The sequence below is a fragment of the Stieleria magnilauensis genome (genome assembly GCA_007753675.1).
Lineage (GTDB): Bacteria > Planctomycetota > Planctomycetia > Pirellulales > Pirellulaceae > Stieleria > Stieleria magnilauensis.
The window spans coordinates 7301007-7317419 of sequence record CP036432.1 but is presented as its reverse complement, the minus strand read 5'-3'; the positions used below and the strand labels follow the sequence as shown (position 1 = coordinate 7317419).

The 16413-nt window shown below is 58.8% G+C and carries 15 protein-coding genes; 2 read left to right on the top strand and 13 right to left on the bottom strand.

The genetic code is table 11. The annotated features are described in order from the left end of the window. The 4 genes from TBK1r_RS26120 to TBK1r_RS26105 form a co-directional block, all read right to left on the bottom strand. The gene (locus TBK1r_RS26120) at positions 1-1032 is read right to left on the bottom strand and encodes a VWA domain-containing protein (RefSeq protein WP_145217631.1); all 1032 of its coding nucleotides are present in this window, start codon (positions 1030-1032) and stop codon (positions 1-3) included. Then, positions 1025-2206 (bottom strand): DUF4381 family protein, encoded by a 1182-nt coding sequence (locus tag TBK1r_RS26115; RefSeq protein WP_145217628.1) that lies wholly within the window; start codon positions 2204-2206, stop codon positions 1025-1027. The genes TBK1r_RS26120 and TBK1r_RS26115 overlap by 8 nt, the downstream gene beginning before the upstream one ends. 122 nt (positions 2207-2328) lie before the next feature. Then, positions 2329-3279 carry a DUF58 domain-containing protein gene (locus TBK1r_RS26110; protein WP_145217625.1) on the bottom strand — a complete coding sequence of 317 codons (951 nt, stop codon included), beginning with the start codon at positions 3277-3279 and terminating at the stop codon, positions 2329-2331. Positions 3280-3370: 91 nt separating this feature from the next. Continuing rightward, positions 3371-4357 carry an AAA family ATPase gene (locus tag TBK1r_RS26105; protein WP_095737955.1) on the bottom strand — a complete coding sequence of 329 codons (987 nt, stop codon included), beginning with the start codon at positions 4355-4357 and terminating at the stop codon, positions 3371-3373. A gap of 319 nt (positions 4358-4676) precedes the next feature. Between TBK1r_RS26105 and TBK1r_RS26100 the strand changes: the two genes are divergently transcribed. Next, on the top strand, positions 4677-5744 hold the full coding sequence (locus tag TBK1r_RS26100) for an alpha/beta hydrolase (protein ID WP_145217622.1): 1068 nt from the start codon (positions 4677-4679) through the stop codon (positions 5742-5744). A gap of 215 nt (positions 5745-5959) precedes the next feature. Here TBK1r_RS26100 and TBK1r_RS26095 read toward each other — a convergent pair whose 3' ends face one another. Together TBK1r_RS26095 and TBK1r_RS26090 are read right to left on the bottom strand one after the other, a co-directional pair. Next, a complete protein-coding gene (locus TBK1r_RS26095) occupies positions 5960-6652 on the bottom strand; it encodes a phospholipase D-like domain-containing protein (protein WP_145217619.1) in 693 nt (230 codons plus the stop codon). 31 nt (positions 6653-6683) lie between these two features. Next, a complete protein-coding gene (locus TBK1r_RS26090; protein WP_145217615.1) occupies positions 6684-8951 on the bottom strand; it encodes a sulfatase-like hydrolase/transferase in 2268 nt (755 codons plus the stop codon). A gap of 211 nt (positions 8952-9162) precedes the next feature. Between TBK1r_RS26090 and TBK1r_RS26085 the strand changes: the two genes are divergently transcribed. Beyond that, positions 9163-10212, top strand: a complete 1050-nt coding sequence (locus TBK1r_RS26085; protein ID WP_145217612.1) for a glycoside hydrolase family 5 protein — start codon at positions 9163-9165, stop codon at positions 10210-10212. Positions 10213-10332: 120 nt separating this feature from the next. Here the strand turns inward: TBK1r_RS26085 and TBK1r_RS26080 are convergent, their stop codons facing one another. From TBK1r_RS26080 to TBK1r_RS26050, 7 genes are all read right to left on the bottom strand, one after another. Then, positions 10333-10926: a YdeI/OmpD-associated family protein gene (locus tag TBK1r_RS26080; protein WP_145217609.1), complete on the bottom strand. Its 594-nt coding sequence runs from the start codon at positions 10924-10926 to the stop codon at positions 10333-10335. 4 nt (positions 10927-10930) lie between these two features. Next, entirely contained in the window at positions 10931-12115 is a 1185-nt protein-coding gene (locus tag TBK1r_RS26075; RefSeq protein WP_145217606.1) for a ThuA domain-containing protein, read from the bottom strand. Between the two features lie 91 nt (positions 12116-12206). After that, positions 12207-13694 (bottom strand): sulfatase, encoded by a 1488-nt coding sequence (locus tag TBK1r_RS26070; RefSeq protein WP_419580405.1) that lies wholly within the window; start codon positions 13692-13694, stop codon positions 12207-12209. A gap of 278 nt (positions 13695-13972) precedes the next feature. Then, positions 13973-14200, bottom strand: coding sequence for a hypothetical protein (locus TBK1r_RS26065; protein WP_145217598.1), 228 nt, complete (start codon positions 14198-14200; stop codon positions 13973-13975). 163 nt (positions 14201-14363) lie between these two features. Continuing rightward, positions 14364-15023 (bottom strand): dockerin type I domain-containing protein, encoded by a 660-nt coding sequence (locus TBK1r_RS26060; protein WP_419580404.1) that lies wholly within the window; start codon positions 15021-15023, stop codon positions 14364-14366. Positions 15024-15103: 80 nt separating this feature from the next. Next, a complete protein-coding gene (locus TBK1r_RS26055; protein ID WP_145217590.1) occupies positions 15104-15619 on the bottom strand; it encodes a hypothetical protein in 516 nt (171 codons plus the stop codon). Between the two features lie 67 nt (positions 15620-15686). Further along, on the bottom strand, positions 15687-16316 hold the full coding sequence (locus TBK1r_RS26050; RefSeq protein WP_145217587.1) for a hypothetical protein: 630 nt from the start codon (positions 16314-16316) through the stop codon (positions 15687-15689). Positions 16317-16413 lie beyond the last annotated feature (97 nt).

The following is a 16413-nucleotide window of genomic DNA, read 5'->3' as shown; positions in this document are numbered from 1 at the left end:
TTACGGAAGCGTCCTGAACAAACTGGCCTTGGAAGTTGCCGCGACGCCGACCAACAACAGCCCGGCAAGCAAGAAGGATCGGTAGTGTTCGTTGTATTGCAAGTAGCGAAACTCGGTCACCTTGGTTCGCTCCAATGCGTCGATCTCCGCGTACACTTCGCCGAGCGATTCGCGGTCGGTCGCGCGGAAATAGCGACCGCCCGTGGTCTCGGCAATCATTTTTAACGTGTCTTCATCCAGATCGACCTCGAAAAGCCGTAATTCGGTCCGACCGGTGAAGGGATCTTGTACGGGAAACGGCGCCCGCCCCTGGGTTCCCGCACCGATGCAATAGACTTTCACGTCGCTCGCCGCAGCGACCTCCGCCGCCTGTTTTGGATCGACGACCCCGGCGTTGTGAGACCCGTCGGTCAGCATGATCACCACCTTCGACTTGGCGTCGCTCCGCCGCAGCCGCTCGACCGCCAGCGCCAACCCGTCTCCGATCGCCGTGCCGTCTTCTTCACGCGTCGAAACGATTTCCAGATCATTGACCATCGTCGTCAGATTGCCGTGGTCCAACGTCAGCGGACACAGGCTGTCGGCGTAGCCCGCAAAAGCGATCAATCCGATCGTGTCATCGGGACGCCCTTCTCCGGCCGACTCGCCTTCGCCCAAGACAAAACCGCGAACGACATCCTTGACCACGCTCAACCGATCGACGCTGTAATCGTCTTGCACCAGATCGCGGGCTTGCATCGATCCCGAGCGGTCCAGCACCATCATGATCGCGATGCCTTCGCGGCTGACCTTCGTTTCCGCGTCAGGCGTCCGCGGTCCCGCCATCGCCACGGATATCAGCAACACCGCCAGCGCCATCAGCAGCGCGGGCAGTCCCGCCAGTCTCGCCCGCAGCGATCGTGGTGCGGCCTCAACGATCGCGACCGAGGAGTAACGAATCCGCGACGGGTTGTGGCGGGCCAGCCAAAACACGAAGGGGGCCAGCAGTGCGAGCAGCAGGAACGCGGGGTCACGCAGTTCGATCTCACCCATGTGCGGCCTCCTCGATCTGGCGTTCCGGCCCTGCACCTTCCGGCGGCGTGTCGTCCTCGGAGTCCGACTCGGCAGACTCGTCGCTGATCATTGGGGCGTTTTCGCGTGTGTCTTCCAGGAAACGCTGGACGTTGCCGATCGCTCGTTCGATCTCGTCGCCCGACGGTTGGGCGCGGGCAAACTTCACCAAGTCGGCTTGGCGAAGAAACTCGCGCAACAGGCTTTGGTGGTCGGCCGAGAAATCCGGTGACTGTCCGATCGACGCGAGGAATTCTTCGGTCGTCAACTCGGGCGCGCGCATTTCGAATCGGTCTTCGATGTACTTGCGAATGATGTAGGACAACCCGACATAGAACTCATCGATTTGTGGTCCCGTCGATCGTGGTTCCCGCAACAGCTTTTCGAGTCGCGCCGTTGCGACGTCGTAGGCCGATCGCCGGCGCTTGCGTCGCCGTGCCGCCGCGATGGCTCGCCAGACAAACGGTAGCGACACCAGCACAAGTACCAAAATCGCAACGAAGAGCGGCCATCGTGATGGCGCCGGTGGTTGGATTGGGGCCAACCGCTCCATCGGCGGCTTCAGATCAACCGCCGCATCGTCGGGCAGCACGGATGCGACCTCGAATGGAATGCGATCGGTCAGGACTTCGTAGGCGTCCAAACCCTCGGGGGCCTGTTGCTGGCCGGGGCGGCGGTCGACGTATTCGATCAAGATCGGCGGAATCACGTGCCGGCCCGAGGAGGGCGGATCGAGTCGATAGGTTTGTTTGGCTACCGTTCGCCCCGCATCATCGATCGTTTCGCGAGGCGCAAAATCGACGATGGAAAAACGGTCCAACGCGTCACCGAAATCTGGCATCAAGACTTCGACGTCCTTCTCAGCCGTCACTTGGATCGAGAGCGTGAGAGTGTCCCCGATCACCGGCTCTTTCGGTTCCAGCGTCACCTCGATGGACACCGGTCCCGATTGCCGCTGCTGCTGAATCGATTCGGCAGCGGCGGACGGCGTCAGGGTCGCGAGGATGACGAGGAGCAGTGCAAATCGAAAGCATTTGTTTATGGCCGTTGGCCGAAACGCTTCGCTCAGATCAGCTCGGACGCGTGATAGAGGTGTAGACACCAACGCCTGGCAGGCACTGGTGTCGACGCGAGTCGCCTTTTGCCCAACGGGCATGCACATCCATAGCCTGGGGCAAGCCAACCGAGCTTTTGCGAGGTTGCGTCGCCCCAGGGGAAAAATCCCAACACGGTCGGATTTGGCCAATGGCCATGCACAATCTTCTCCCTTGACGTTCATCATCGCATCCTCCGTTGACGCATGCGGAAAAACTTCACCAGCGGATCGACGACGTCGCCTTGCGCGTCGATGTGGATGAAATCGATTCCGGAACGACCGAAACTGCGGCGCAGGTCGTCGACTCGCTTTTCGGCGGCCGCGGCCACATGATCGCGAAACGTTTTCGATCCTGCGTCGCATTGAACCATATGCCCCGTTTCTGCGTCTTCCAAATTGACCAAGCCGACACTGGGAAACTCCAGTTCTTTGGGGTCCGTGACCAACACCGCGATCACGTCGTGTTTGCGATTGGCACTTTGCATGGCTTCCAGATATCCATCACCCAGGAAGTCGCTGATGACAAAGCAGATCGATTTCCGCGAGGTGACGGACATCAGAAACTGCATCGCCCCGGCGATGTTGGTCGCTTGGCGTCCGGTTCGCCACCAGGCGCGGCGGCGTCCCATCGGCAGCCAACGGCGGCGTTTTCGCGGAGCCTGCGTTTCCACCTTTCCGTGCGCCAGGACTTCGCGGATGACCCGCAGCGAATGCCGCTGGCCTTTACGAGCCGGAATGTATTGTTCGATCGCGCCGTGGAACAGCGTCAGTCCGATCTTGTCGTCGTTGAGTGTGGCAGAAAACGCCAATAGCGCGCTCAGTTCCGCCGTCGCGTCACGTTTGCTCCGCTGGCCCGAACCGAAATCCTGGGACGCGGACACGTCGGCCATGACCATCAGCGTCAATTGTCGGTCTTCCACGTATCGCTTGACGAACGGTTCACCGATTCGAGCGGTCACGTTCCAGTCAATCGTGCGTACGTCGTCGCCGGGGATGTACGGTCGAACTTCGTCGAACTCGATGCCGCGGCCTTTGAACACCGAGACGTATTGGCCGGCGAGAACATCGGCCACTTGGCGACCGGTTCGAACTTGGATCTCTCGGACTCTTCGAATGACTTCGCGAGGCAACATGATCGGTGGCGTCAGCTTCCAGAATTGCGAGAATCAGCGATGATTTCGCGTAAAGTAATTTCCTCCCACTGCCGTGACGAACGCGTGCCGGTCAGGGCACCGGGACGTTGTCCAGAATCTGGCGAATCACGTCGTCGACCGATTTGCCTTCGGCTTCCGCCTCGTATGTCAACACGACGCGGTGCCGCAACACGTCCGGGGCCAACGATTTGATGTCGTGCGGCGTCACATAGCTGCGTCCTTCCAAGAACGCGTGCGCCTTGCCGGCTTTGAGCAGAAAGATCGACGCGCGTGGGCTGGCCCCCATTTCGATCATGTTTTCTAGCGCCGCGACTCCGGATCCGACGGCATCACGTGTCGCACGGACCACGTCGATGCCGTAATCGCGGACTTTGTCGTCGCACCAAATCTTCTCGACCACCGCGCGGGCTTCCATGATTTCGTCGGGCGATGTGACGGCCGAGATTTCGGGGATCGCTTTGCCGCCGGCCATCCGGTCGACGATCTTTCGCTCGTCCTCACGGGACGGATAATCGATCTTGGTTTTGAGCATGAACCGGTCGACCTGAGCCTCGGGCAACGGGTACGTCCCCTCTTGCTCGATCGGGTTCTGTGTCGCCATCACCAAGAACGGATGGGGGAACTTGAAGGTCTCGGTGCCGATGGTGACCTGTCGCTCCTGCATCGCCTCCAGCAAGGCGCTCTGGACCTTGGCCGGGGCGCGGTTGATTTCGTCGGCCAGAATTAAATTGGCGAAAATCGGTCCGCGTTTGACGCTGTACGTCGCTTCTTTGGGGTTGAAGACTTCGGTGCCGATGACGTCCGCCGGCAGCATATCCGGGGTAAACTGGATGCGTGAAAAGTCGGTCCGAATCGCCTGGGCCAGACTGCTGACGGTCAGCGTTTTTGCCAATCCGGGGACGCCTTCGAGCAGCACGTGCCCTCCGGTCAACAATCCGATCAATAGACGTGAAACCATCGTTTCCTGCCCGACCAGCAGTCGCCCGACCTCGTCCGCCAGCCGGTTGCACATTTGCGAGTACTTGGCAATCTGTTCGTCTATTTGGGGTGCGTTCATGGTCTCCGCGATGAAAACGGTGCGTGTCAATTCGGCCGGCATCCTGACCGGGCGGCCTGAAACGGTATTACAGACGGAATTACGTAAAAGATCAATCTCCGGTTCGACGGAGACTCTCAGAGGATAGAGGAAATGGAACGAGTCACCCACCTGGACCACTGGAACATTCTGCCACCTCCAATCCCCCCCGTCGCAAATCTCCAAAAACCTAAACCCTCGCTTCCTCCGAACCAAACGGGCCGTTGGATCGACGCTACATTTGTTCCGCACGGAAGCATTCCCGTCCCCTTCCCGCCTTTGTGAACCCACGTCCTGCAACATGAACCGTCCCACACGTCTTCGCCTCGCACCGTTCCACGTTTTCCTCTTGATCTTGCTTGCATCGACCACGTTCCCCTTGTCCGGCGTCGCCGACGATGATCGCGAGACACCGGGTAGCGAAGGCAACGGCGATTACACCATCGGCCCCGACTACAAACTCGATCCCGACTTGACCGATCGCGGCAACCCCAAGGGCAAGCTGTTCGAGTTCTCGATGCGATTGGCCGACAGCAAGATCTTCCGCGGTGACGACAAAACCCTGGACCCGAAGAAGCCGGTCCGAACCGAGCGGAAGATTTGGGTCTACGTTCCGGCTGCCTATCGGGACGGCACCAAAGCCCCGATCCTGGTGACGCATGACGGCCCCAGTCGATTGGATCTGGTCCGCAATGCTCTGGACAACCTGACGATTTCCAAGGATCCGAAGCGTCGACTTCCCGCCTTCATCACGATCGCCGTGCAAAACGGTGGCAACGATAGTTACGGCAGCCAACGAGGGCTGGAGTATGACACGATGTCGGATCGTCTGGCCCGTTTCATCAACGACGAAGTCTTGCCGGCGGTGCTCAACAACCCTGAAATCAAAGCCGCCTACCCGAACATCGCCTTCACGGAGAACCCCTGGGGCAAGGCGGTGATGGGATGCAGCAGCGGTGGCGCCGCGGCGCTGACGATGGGCTGGTTCCGTCCCGATCTCTTTCGTCGTCTGATCACGTATTCGGGCACCTTTGTCGACCAGCAAGATGATGACGCGGCCGAAGAGGCCGCGTACCCGCTGGGTGCCTGGGAATACCATTCGGGCTTGAAGTTGATTGAGAACAGTGAGAAGAAACCGCTGCGAATTTTCACCCACGTGGCCGAAAACGATAATCGGGCCAACGACCCTGAAGAGACGTATCACAACTGGGTGATGGCTAATCGACGGACCGCCGCGGCGCTGAAGGCCAAAGGCTATGACTATCGATTCGTCTTCAGCCGCGCCTCACGACACTGCGACCGCCGCGTCTTCGAACACACCCTCGCCGATACGTTGGTCTGGATGTGGCGCGGGTACGAAGGGGATTGACGGTTGGAGCAGGGCAAAACGATGGGGGCAGAATGATGGGGGCAGAATGATGGGGGCAGAATGATGGGAAGACAGTAGGGACTCCGCGGTTCTTCTTCCAATCTATCGCGCGGCCCAATCTCCCGATCTCCCAGTCTCCCTGCTTCCCCACCTCCCTGCCTTCATCATTCTGCCCCGTATCATTCTGCCATCTCCTTCCCCCGCTGACCGCGTCCCTAACTCCCCAGCTCCTGCCAAAGCTTGTCGAATGCTTTGCGAAACGACCCCAGCAGCGCCGCGTCGCCTGTGACGATAAAGTTCTCCTCGTTGTACTTCGCCGCGCTTCGTGTCCAGTTGTAGCTTCCGGTCAGCAGCTGTCGTCTGTCGAAGATTGCAAATTTGTGGTGCATGTGATAGTCGGTACGATCGACGCGGACCGGGACGCCCAGCCGTGCCAGCTGGTCGATGTCGGAACCCAGGTCCGTGGACTTGTCGTTGTCGGAGATGATTCGAATGGCGACGCGTCGGCGGTGTGCCGCCAGGATCGCGTCTTTGATCCGGTCGTCGGTGATTGTAAAAACACAGACATCCACCGACTTGCGTGATGACCGGAACAAACGATTGATTCGAGCGACGCATTCGTCGTTGGGACTGAAAAACGCTTCGGATCGAACCTTGCTGGTATCCGGGGCGTCTTTCGGCACCAGCACCTTCAGGACGTTTTCCAACCAGTCGATCAGTTCGGCATCGTTTGGACCGCCGAGCTGTTCTCGTACCAGCTTGAATGCGAAGTTGCGGGCGAACGCCAATTGCCGTTCATCGCCACCGACCTTTTCGACGACTTTGGCGAGCGATTGTTTCTCGCCACGCGTCAAACGGTAGTCCGCCAGCGTGATTCTTAAAGCGTCTTCGATCGAGCCATTCGACATGAAACAGAGTCCTCCCGTTGTGCTCAGGCGTTCATCGAGACCGTAGCGAGACGTGATCGTCAGAGTATTCGATCGTGAATCGTGTTCCGTCGGCGCAAACGACTTCGTTTTCAGGATTGCTGAACGATCCCTTGATTCGGTCGGCCGTGATGACCACATAGGAACGACCGGGGATCGGCTTGAACCTGTCGCCGGTCGCCACGACCAGCTCGCCCGCCAGTGACGCAGTGCCGGCGATTTGAACTGCCGGTTGCGTTTGGCCGACACCGGCGAGGCTTAGTGTGCCTTGATCGGGTTGGTGATAGTCGCCTTGGATGTTCAATCGCGGCCGGTCGGTTCCGGCCACGCTGACCGTTCCCTCGTTGTACACCGTGCCCTCGATCGTGCCGGTGCCCTCGACCGCGCCTTCCGCTTGAACTTCGATCCAGCGCAGCGTCGAGATCGTTCCCCCGTTCAACTTCACCGCCCCATTCGGCCCGATTCGAATTTCGTTGCGTCCGGTCAGGTTCACGTTTGGTCCGAGCGCCAACGACTGGGCAGCGTTTTTTGAAGCCCCACCGCGGATTGCCAGACCCAGGAATTCCACGTCGCGGTCGGCGTGGGCGGTGTTGGGATGATCGCCCTTGTTGTCGATGCGAGCGGTCCAGGACAATTGCGGGGCACCGTCGTCGGTCATGTACGTGATGCCCGCGTTGGCATAACGGTAGTCCGACCAGTTGGCCGGGTCAGAGGTCGACGCACCGTCTTTCCCCGTCCAATGATGATAGGTGTTGGCGAATCCACGTGGCTCATCGACCCGCTCGCCCAACAGCAGCGTTTCAAGTTCTTTGACCAGTTCGGGATGCGCGGCGGCAATGTCATTGGCTTCGGCGTGGTCGGATTGGAGGTCATAGAGTTCCAGACCTTTCTTGGTCCGCACTAGTTTCTGAGTGCCACGGATGATCGATTGACCGTTGCCGGCTTCGTGGATGATGAAGTCGCGTGTGCGTTGTCGGCCGCTGCCGGTCAGCGTCGGTGCCAGGGACACGCCATCGATGCTCAGCGGCGCCTCGACGCCGGCGAGTTCACAGAACGTCGGCAGCAAGTCGGTCACGTCGACGACGCGATCAACATCGGTGCCGGCTTTCAAAGGCGATTGGTCATGGATCATGGCGGGCCAACGCATCAGCAGCGGCACGCGGATGCCGCCTTCCTGAATACTGCCCTTGGTCCCGCGGAGTCCGCCGTTGGCGTCCAGCTCGATGAGGTTTTTGCCGCCCGGACCGCCGTTGTCGCTTTGAAAGATCACCAGCGTGTTGTCGGCAAGGGAGTCGGATTTGTCGCCGTCGTTGTTCGGGTCTTCCAACGCCGCCAAAATATTGCCGAAGTGGGCGTCGATGCGCGTGACCATCGCGGCCCATTGACGTGTCTGGTCGGCAAGATTCGCATAGTGCGGGTCGTCGGCGTAGGCTTTGTCCCACTCAGGCAGACGCTCGATTTCACCGAACGGGGCGTGGGGGATTTGCACGGCAAGCAGGCCGAAGAACGGTTGACCGGATCGGTTGTAGTTTTGTCCCTGGTCGCGAACGAAGTCTAATGCGGCGAAGGCGTAGCAGTCATCGCAGTATGCCGTTTTGGGATAGCCGGCGTGATCCTGCAACGCCGGGACGGCCGGATAGTCCGGGCGACCTTGGTAGCGAGCCATCGAGTTGGGGACCAGTTCGATGCCGCCGACGGCACCGGCTGACGCAGGCGCGCTCCACAACGTGGGCTGAAAGAACGTGTGCGCCCGAACGTGATGCAGTTCGGCCAAGACGTGTCGGTATCCATGCGAGGTCGGCAGCGTTTGCACATTGTCGATGACGGGGTTGGCCTGATCCTTCGAGCCTCCGTATCCCCATTTTCCCCAGTATCCCGTCACGTAACCGGCCGCCGACAACGCATCGCCCATCAAAATGTCATCCGCCCGCATCGCCTTCTTGGCGTTATCGGGGTCATTGCGATCGGCGAACGTGTGCCCTTGGTGGAAACCCGATTGCTGTGACGATCGGGCAGGCGAACACACGTGGCATCCATAGCCGCGTGTGAAGTTCAATCCTTGCGCGGCGAGTTGATCCAGGTTGGGTGTTCGCACCGAAGGCAGATCCTTTGCGCGGCGATCGGCTTGGCCGTTCGGTCCGATCGACCCCCAACCCATGTCATCGACATAGAAGTAAAGAATGTTGGGCCGCGGGGCATCGGCGATCAAGCTCGAAACGCCAGGACCACACCACAGGCTGGAAATCGCGGTCAACGCAAGGAACAAGGGAAAGAGTTTCATCGGTGCATCTTGGTGGTCGGCGTTCGTAACGAGTTCGATCCGCGATTGGAGTCCGATCACGATTGTAAATCAATTTGCCCAGCCGTTTTGCCTGATGAACCACTCCCCCAGAAAAACGGTGGGGACGATGGTTATACTGAACCGATTCCGGTGACGTCGGCCAGCACACTGGCCGCCAAGACGACGCCTTCGTGACCGTTTCGAGGTCGAAATGATGAACACACTTGGTCGATGGATCCGATTCACGGTCCTGCTCGTTGCGTTGGCGGGATCCACGCTGGCCGCCGTGGAGCCCAATGAGAGCCCCAACGAGGAGACTCAACGGGACGACATTTTTGAGGCCAACCGCCGGTTGGGTCGCGGGGTCAATCTTGGCAACTTTCTGGAAGTGCCACGCAACGATAACTGGGGCGTCGAAATCGTGGAATCGCATCTGAAGCTGATCCGTCAGGCAGGATTCGACAGCATTCGGATCCCGGTCAAATGGTCGGACTACGCCGCCACCGAAGCACCCTACACCATCGAACCCGCTTTCTTCGCTCGCGTCGACCGTTGGCTCGATCGGGCCGAACAGGAAACGCTGAACGTGGTCCTCAACATTCATCACTACGATGGACTGGACAGTCAGCCTCAATCGCATGCGGAACGGTTCAGCGCGATTTGGAAGCAGATCGCCGAGCGATATCGGTCGCGGGGCGATTGGCTGTACTTTGAATTGCACAACGAACCGCACGACGAATTGAATGACCATTGGAACGACATCTTGCGTCAAGGTTTGGCCGCCGTGCGGGCGAGCAATCCGACACGACCGGTGATCGTCGGCCCAACTCGGTGGAATAACATCGCCACCTTACCGCAGCTGGATCTTCCCGCCGATCCCAACTTGATCGTTACCGTTCACATGTACAACCCGCACGAGTTTACCCATCAGGGAGCGTCCTGGGCCGGACCGAGGGTGCGGGCGATTCGCGGACGAACATGGGGCAGCGAAGAAGAGCGGGCGGCGCTGGCGAAAGAAATTCGACAAGCCTCCGAGTGGGGCAAGTCACACTCCCGGCCGATTTTCCTGGGCGAGTTCGGAGCCTACGGTGCCGCACCGCAAGAAAGCCGTGTGCGCTGGACCCGGGCGGTCGTCGAAGAAGCCGAGCGTCATCAGATGAGTTGGGCGTACTGGGAATTCGCTGCCGGATTCGGACTCTACGATCCGGACAAGAAACAGTGGCGAAGCGATTTGATGGGAGCCCTGATGCAGTCGCGTTGATATTGGAGCATGGATTACGGAAGTCGATTTTATTACTGCCATATCCGCGATAATTGAATCGACATCCCAAACGCCTAGACACCAACACGCATCCCAGTGCCATTCACCCTCGTCCACGTTTCATGATCGGTACTTGTCGTTGAGCCCCTGTCCTTGGGTGATCATCGGCAAAATCTTCGCGATGCGTGATGCTTTCGTCGCGTCGCGCTTGGCGTCGGCGATGTAGTCGGCGTACTCACGCTGCTTGCCTGGGGTCAGTGCGTCGAAGGCGGCTCGCGCGGCTTGGTCGTCGGCGAACGCGGTCTGCAACTCCGGTGGAATCATCAGCGGTCGCCCGCGGACGGGTTTGATCTCGTGCCCGGCAAGCTGCAGTTGGATCGCCTCCTTGACGTAGGCCTTGATGGTGCGAGGTTTGATCTGCTGCTTGGTCTGGAAACGCCACTGACGCATGGCTTTCGTTTTGCCGTCTTGAGCATTCATCAAGACGCCGGCCGGATCCGTTAGCAAGCCGCCTTGAAAGAACCACAACCCGAAATAGGATTTGAACGCGCCGATCCCGACCACATTCTTTCCCTGGAAGGTGTAGCAGGGCGCGCCCCACTTCACCGTCTCGTCGAGTTCGGTCGACAGCAAGATCTCGCGAAGTCGTTTCAATTCATCTTGCCAGTTCTCAGATCCGGCGATGAAGTCATCGACGGTCTTGAAGCGTTTCATGTCGCTATTTCTTTTTCTTTCGCGGTGGTGCCTGTGGCAATTTGGCGTCGGGGCCGTAAAGGTTGGGATACTTCTCGGCAAGTTGCGCTTTCAGTTCGGGACGATTGGCCAGCGCGCCCATGCGTCGGCGAGCGTTGTTGGCGTCATCCACTCCCGCCAGCGGAGCCGAAGCGGGCATCACGCGCGAGTCCCAACCGGCCAGGTCCGCCGGTTTGACGCCTTCGTAATAAAAGGCGCCGTTGGAATACGGGGTCGGTGCGTAGGGGCCGACGATGCTGACGTCCAGGTTCGGTTTGATGGCGTCTTCCATCCCGCACGCCCACAGGCATGCGTTGACGAAAAATCGACGCCCGTCTTCGCTGAGCAGATCTTCCGAGGCGCCGAAGGAGGCGTAGACGACACGGGCGTCCTGCTTCGTTCCCGACGGAGCGGTATACCAATCGCGCGCCCAGCCCGCGTTGACCAACGGCTTTTCGGTGTTGATGTCATCGCTGGGGCCGAACGTATTGAGCACCTGAACCTCCAGCAGCGGGACGGCATCGGCGGGCGGGTGCGACTTGTAGGCGCCGGAGTAGGCGTGGATCTGCTCGACGCCCCTCAGGATGGGATGGTCCGCCGCGCCAGCCGCCGGTGTGATGCGGCTGCCCATTTGATGGTTGGTTCCATAATGGCTTTGCCCACGTTCCTTCTCCCAGGTGTTTCCAAAGACCTGTTCGCCCAGGCCGCCGTGATAGTCATCGCCGGAATAGTTGAAGTTCAGTTTCGCCCATTTCCCTTTCTGGCCGTTGAAGCAATGCGTCGAGGTCCGCACCCCGACGACCGGTCCGCCACGTTCAAAGTAATCGACCAGCAGATCCGCTTGTTGGTCGGGCAGGTTCATGAACCGCGTGAAAAAGAACAGCATGTCGGCGTCCTTGAGTGCTTCCATGCCGGGCACGGATCGGGCACCCGGCTTGATCGCCCCCTGGTCATCCACGCCGAACAGAACCGTGCAGCGGAATCCGTGGTGTTTGGCCAACGTCTTTGCCAGCGCCGGGCACGTCTGCTCCGAACGATACTCGTGGTCGTTGGCGATAAACACAAGGTGCTTGCCTTTGCCGATCCCCTCGGTTCCTTCATAGACGAGCGATTCGGCCATCGTCGGGGAGACGGCCAGCAAAGTGACGAGTGATAAGATCCAAGCTTTCATCGGTGATGTCGCTCCAGTGAGTGGATTGTAAAATGGGAATGTTGTATTGAACGTTGACAGATTGCGCTACTCAAATCGTGAGGCTGACCAATCATGATCGCTTCTTGTTTGGGGCTGAGCGTTGACCGCCGCTGGACTTGCCGAAATCGGGATTCAGCTTGGTCGGGATGACCGCCTGGGTGTCTTTCTGCCATTGCCGAAGCTCTTCCAGCATCTGGGCCGCTTTTTCGGGCTCGGACTTGGAAAGGTCGTTTTGCTCGCCGAGATCGGAACGGAGATTGTAAAGCTGGACCGAATCGTCCTCGAAGAACTGGATCAATTTCCAGTCGCCGCGACGGATCACGCTGCAAGGCGTCGCCCGCCAATGCATCTGCTCCGTTCCGAAGACCGGGATGACCTGGTTGTATCCGGCACCGGACAGGTACAGCGGATAGTGCCAGAAAATGTTGCGCTCGGGAAGGGATCGACCCGACAAGAGTGGCACCCAGGATCTGCCATCGACGCTCTGGGTGGTGGGCAGTATCGCACCGGCCAACTTCGCGAACGTCGGCATCAAATCGACACCCGTGTTCGGCGTGTCGCACGTGCTGCCCGGTTTGACCACGCCGGGCCAACTGACGCAAGCCGGAACGCGTATCCCGCCTTCGTAAAATGCACCCTTGGCTCCCTTGAGCGGTTCACACCAGGTGACCCCGGAAGCACCGCCATTGTCGGACGTGAACATGAACACCGTGTTTTCTGTCAGCCCCTGTTGTTGGAGCTTCTCGCGGACACGGCCGACGCTGGTGTCGACCGCTTCGATCATCGCCGCATAGGTCGGGTTCCACTTGCGATCCCAATCGCGACTTTCCAGTTTTTTCTTGTACTTCGCGACAACCTCTTTGCGTGCCCGGATCGGCGAATGCACGTCCCAATGGCATAGATAAATAAAGAACGGATTCGAGCGATTCTGGTCGATGAACTCGCAGGCGGCATCGGTCAGGTTTTCGGCGACGTCGATGTTGCCGTAGAATTTTTGGCCAAGCCCGGCGCCCAACCCATTGGTGTCGTTGACGTCAAACCCTTGTCCATCGGGGCCCAGGTGCCATTTGCCGAAATGGGCGGTTTTGTAGCCGGCGTCATGGAGTACTTCTGCGATCGAAATCACGCTCGGCGGGAGGGCGCCCTTGGAGGGGAAGACGCCATCACCCTTCTTGTCCTTGTTGCGTGGGACCAGAAACTTCATCTTCGAAGAGTCTCCCTTGGCCCTCATCCCGGGTGTCCACATCTGGGTGCGGGACACGTACATGCCCGACATGATGCAGGCGCGTGATGGCATGCAATTGGCTGCCCCGGGATAAGCGGACGTGAACTCCATGCCGGATGCACACAACGCGTCGATGTTCGGCGTTTCGTAAAACTCCGCGCCGTTGTAGCCGACGTCCGACCAACCCAGGTCATCCGCCATGATGTAGACGATGTTGGGTCGATTCGCCGATTCGGCCTTCAGGATCGTGGGAACTAGACTTTGCATCAACAGACATGCCGCGGCTGGCAACGCGAGACGAGCGATTCGGTGAAGCAGATGACGTGGGAGCATGGGGCGGCAACCGAAAGATGTTGAAACAACGAACCGAATCATCATATTCGATCATCATCACGTCTGCCGCGACCCGACACACTTCTCGAGAATTCTCGGCAAGATCTACGACGGATCGCACGAACCGATCGAGTCGCCCGATCGAGCCAAACGACGTGAAACCCGCCAATTTGCGAGTGAAGCCCCGGCTCACTCCGTCTGGACAGATCCAGGTTGCCGGCAAATTCCGTTGCCGCCACAGTGGATCTGACTCGCCGCGTGAGTCGCACTGTCCGAACTCACATGGTTTCAGATTCCGTCTGGTTTCGCGTCGCAGCCGCGAGCGAACGTCGATCTTCGACGGCAATGATGGCAGTCGCGACCAAGGCATGAACCAGCGTCAACAGGCCGGCCCCCAAAACGATGGAGTTCTGGATCAAGAAGCCGAGTAATGCAACTGCGACTCCAATCGCCAATGCAACTTTTTGAAACATCCAATACGAACCCCGACTGGGAATCTCATTCATGACGAAACCTCTTTATGTTTTTGAAGGTGCGTTGACCTTGGGTTGAATTTTGGTCTGCGAATCCACGTTCGTTTCTCATTTCCCGTCTCAGATCTGCTTCAGGAACCGTAGGCCGAATCGTCCGTCGTCTTGTCCATCGACATCACGATCGAGCACGATGTGATCAACTTGTCACTGGATAAGACGTGGCCTCCAAATTGTTAATGACAACGAGCGCGTCGCGTGGGCTGACCATGGCATCGCCGGTAACGTCGTAGTAGGGACTTTCACGAGTCCCACCGCTGGGTAATTCGCTGGATGGGTCACGAGCCAAACGGTTGATGACCGTCAGTGCGTCCCTTGGGCTCACAACGCCGTCGCTGTTGACGTCGTAGCGGTTCCAAGGGTGTTGCCAACTGACGGCGAGTCGATTCACATCGAGGCTCGCCACGTATTGCTGGCGGCTCGATTCTGACGCTGATTCCAATAGTACCAAGATCTGTTCCCGATCACCGCTGAGTTCCAGGTCGATCAAGATCAGCGGCCCGTCAGGGACATTCAGTTGACCAAGTTCTCTCAGGAAGTCATCGACGTCCGTCAGCGATCCGTCTGTCGGGTGATAGATCTGGCTGCCGTGTTCGGTTCGGACCGCGGCGAGCGAATCGATCACGTGCGTCACCGCCGTGTCGTCGTCAGAGGGGAATTCTCGCAAGATGCTGCCATCGCGATTCCACAACACGCCGACCGTTCGCCCGTCCCCATTTCGCTGATACGATCCTCCGGAGATTCCATAGTCTGAGATTGTATTGGCCGATCCGAATGTCGAATCGTCAGGTTGATCCAAAAGATGCAGCGTCCAACCTTCGGCCGATCGATTCCAAACGACCGCTACATCATCAGCAAATCCGACGACACGGTGATCATTCAGGTCCAGCGCGGCGCCGATGGCGTGGTGTTCACCCAGCGGTAGCGGCGAGGTTTGCCCCGACTCGTGAATGATCGGTTGCAGATCGTCTTCACCGACCGACCATCACGATGGACTGCGTGGAACGCACCGGCATTCCCGGCAATGGTCGAATCGAGCCCCAATGCGTTGGGAACTTCCTCGGTCCACGAGGTCGGTTCTCCGTTGCCGCCGCGAAGAGATCGATCAGTGACAGCAGAGCCGACCATTTCGAATAGGCCGTCTTCGCGGAAAACGGCATCGGTCACGTCGAAGGGAGAGCGGAATTCGGGTTGCGGCTCGATCGGAATCAGGTCGACTTCCGAAGTCGATGATGGGGTGATTTTTGCGGTACCGATAACGTCGGCGCTCACGTACGCGAGGCAAAGGTTGCCGCCGCTTGACGCTTGCGCAACCGATGCGAAGCGGAGCTCGCTGGGCAACACGCTCATCCAACTGGCAAGCAGTCGCCGTGATTCAAGCGTTTCAAATCTCATGTGGCTCGTTCCCGTTAGGGCATGTTGTTCACGCCCCTGTTCTCCAACACGCGTACTCATGGCGATCTCATGCGGGGCGTGACCGTCGACTGCGGCATCGCCGCCGTTGCGTCAGACTTGCCACTGCGATGCAACCGAAACAGAGCAACGAAGCCGGCTCGGGGACGGCGTTGCTGGCTGTGACCGTGTAGTTCAATTCACTCGTATCGATGTCAAAAATCGGATTCAGCGGATCGTCAGCGGCAATCGCGAAAGGACTGAAGAGGTCGAACCCGATACTGCCGCTGCCGGCCGCGATGGCGGTCAAATCGAAGGAGAAGAACACGCCATCGGAATTGATCTCAGGGTCCGGCACGAAACTAAAGAACGTCGTGAACTGGGCATCGACCGAGTCATTGAAAAAACCTCCGGAAAAAAGGACGTCCAACGGATCGGGAACGATGTCGCCGGCGATCGGGTTGACCGCAGGATCACTCAGATGACTTGTCGAGGACAAGGTCACCGTCGCGCCTAAGTCCGTCAGTTTGCCAATCCCCAAGCGGTCAAGTAACACATCGATGGTGACGGAATCACCAAGCTCCAGTGCGTTCAAATCCACACCACGTGAGTCCAGGGTCAGCGACATCACCCCGGCACTCGCACTCGTTGAAACATACGCCCCCAGAACCAAACAAACCATCAAACGAAAACAATTCATGATGCAAATCCCAACAGTGAAGTACGAACCAAAACTCTCAATCCTGATAACCCCGGCACGGCGTGCTCCGCCTGCCATTTATCTCTCTCTCCTCAGT

What these genes read in the sequence shown, in the direction of transcription:
- TBK1r_RS26075 (WP_145217606.1), bottom strand. Translation starts at nt 12,115, where the DNA reads ATGAAAGCTTGGATCTTATCACTCGTCACTTTGCTGGCCGTCTCCCCG.
- TBK1r_RS26050 (WP_145217587.1), bottom strand. Translation starts at nt 16,316, where the DNA reads ATGAATTGTTTTCGTTTGATGGTTTGTTTGGTTCTGGGGGCGTATGTT.
- TBK1r_RS26115 (WP_145217628.1), bottom strand. Translation starts at nt 2,206, where the DNA reads ATGCCCGTTGGGCAAAAGGCGACTCGCGTCGACACCAGTGCCTGCCAG.
- TBK1r_RS26055 (WP_145217590.1), bottom strand. Translation starts at nt 15,619, where the DNA reads ATGAGATTTGAAACGCTTGAATCACGGCGACTGCTTGCCAGTTGGATG.
- TBK1r_RS26065 (WP_145217598.1), bottom strand. Translation starts at nt 14,200, where the DNA reads ATGAATGAGATTCCCAGTCGGGGTTCGTATTGGATGTTTCAAAAAGTT.
- TBK1r_RS26105 (WP_095737955.1), bottom strand. Translation starts at nt 4,357, where the DNA reads ATGAACGCACCCCAAATAGACGAACAGATTGCCAAGTACTCGCAAATG.
- TBK1r_RS26070 (WP_419580405.1), bottom strand. Translation starts at nt 13,694, where the DNA reads ATGCTCCCACGTCATCTGCTTCACCGAATCGCTCGTCTCGCGTTGCCA.
- TBK1r_RS26085 (WP_145217612.1), top strand. Translation starts at nt 9,163, where the DNA reads ATGATGAACACACTTGGTCGATGGATCCGATTCACGGTCCTGCTCGTT.
- TBK1r_RS26090 (WP_145217615.1), bottom strand. Translation starts at nt 8,951, where the DNA reads ATGAAACTCTTTCCCTTGTTCCTTGCGTTGACCGCGATTTCCAGCCTG.
- TBK1r_RS26110 (WP_145217625.1), bottom strand. Translation starts at nt 3,279, where the DNA reads ATGTTGCCTCGCGAAGTCATTCGAAGAGTCCGAGAGATCCAAGTTCGA.
- TBK1r_RS26120 (WP_145217631.1), bottom strand. Translation starts at nt 1,032, where the DNA reads ATGGGTGAGATCGAACTGCGTGACCCCGCGTTCCTGCTGCTCGCACTG.
- TBK1r_RS26095 (WP_145217619.1), bottom strand. Translation starts at nt 6,652, where the DNA reads ATGTCGAATGGCTCGATCGAAGACGCTTTAAGAATCACGCTGGCGGAC.
- TBK1r_RS26100 (WP_145217622.1), top strand. Translation starts at nt 4,677, where the DNA reads ATGAACCGTCCCACACGTCTTCGCCTCGCACCGTTCCACGTTTTCCTC.
- TBK1r_RS26080 (WP_145217609.1), bottom strand. Translation starts at nt 10,926, where the DNA reads ATGAAACGCTTCAAGACCGTCGATGACTTCATCGCCGGATCTGAGAAC.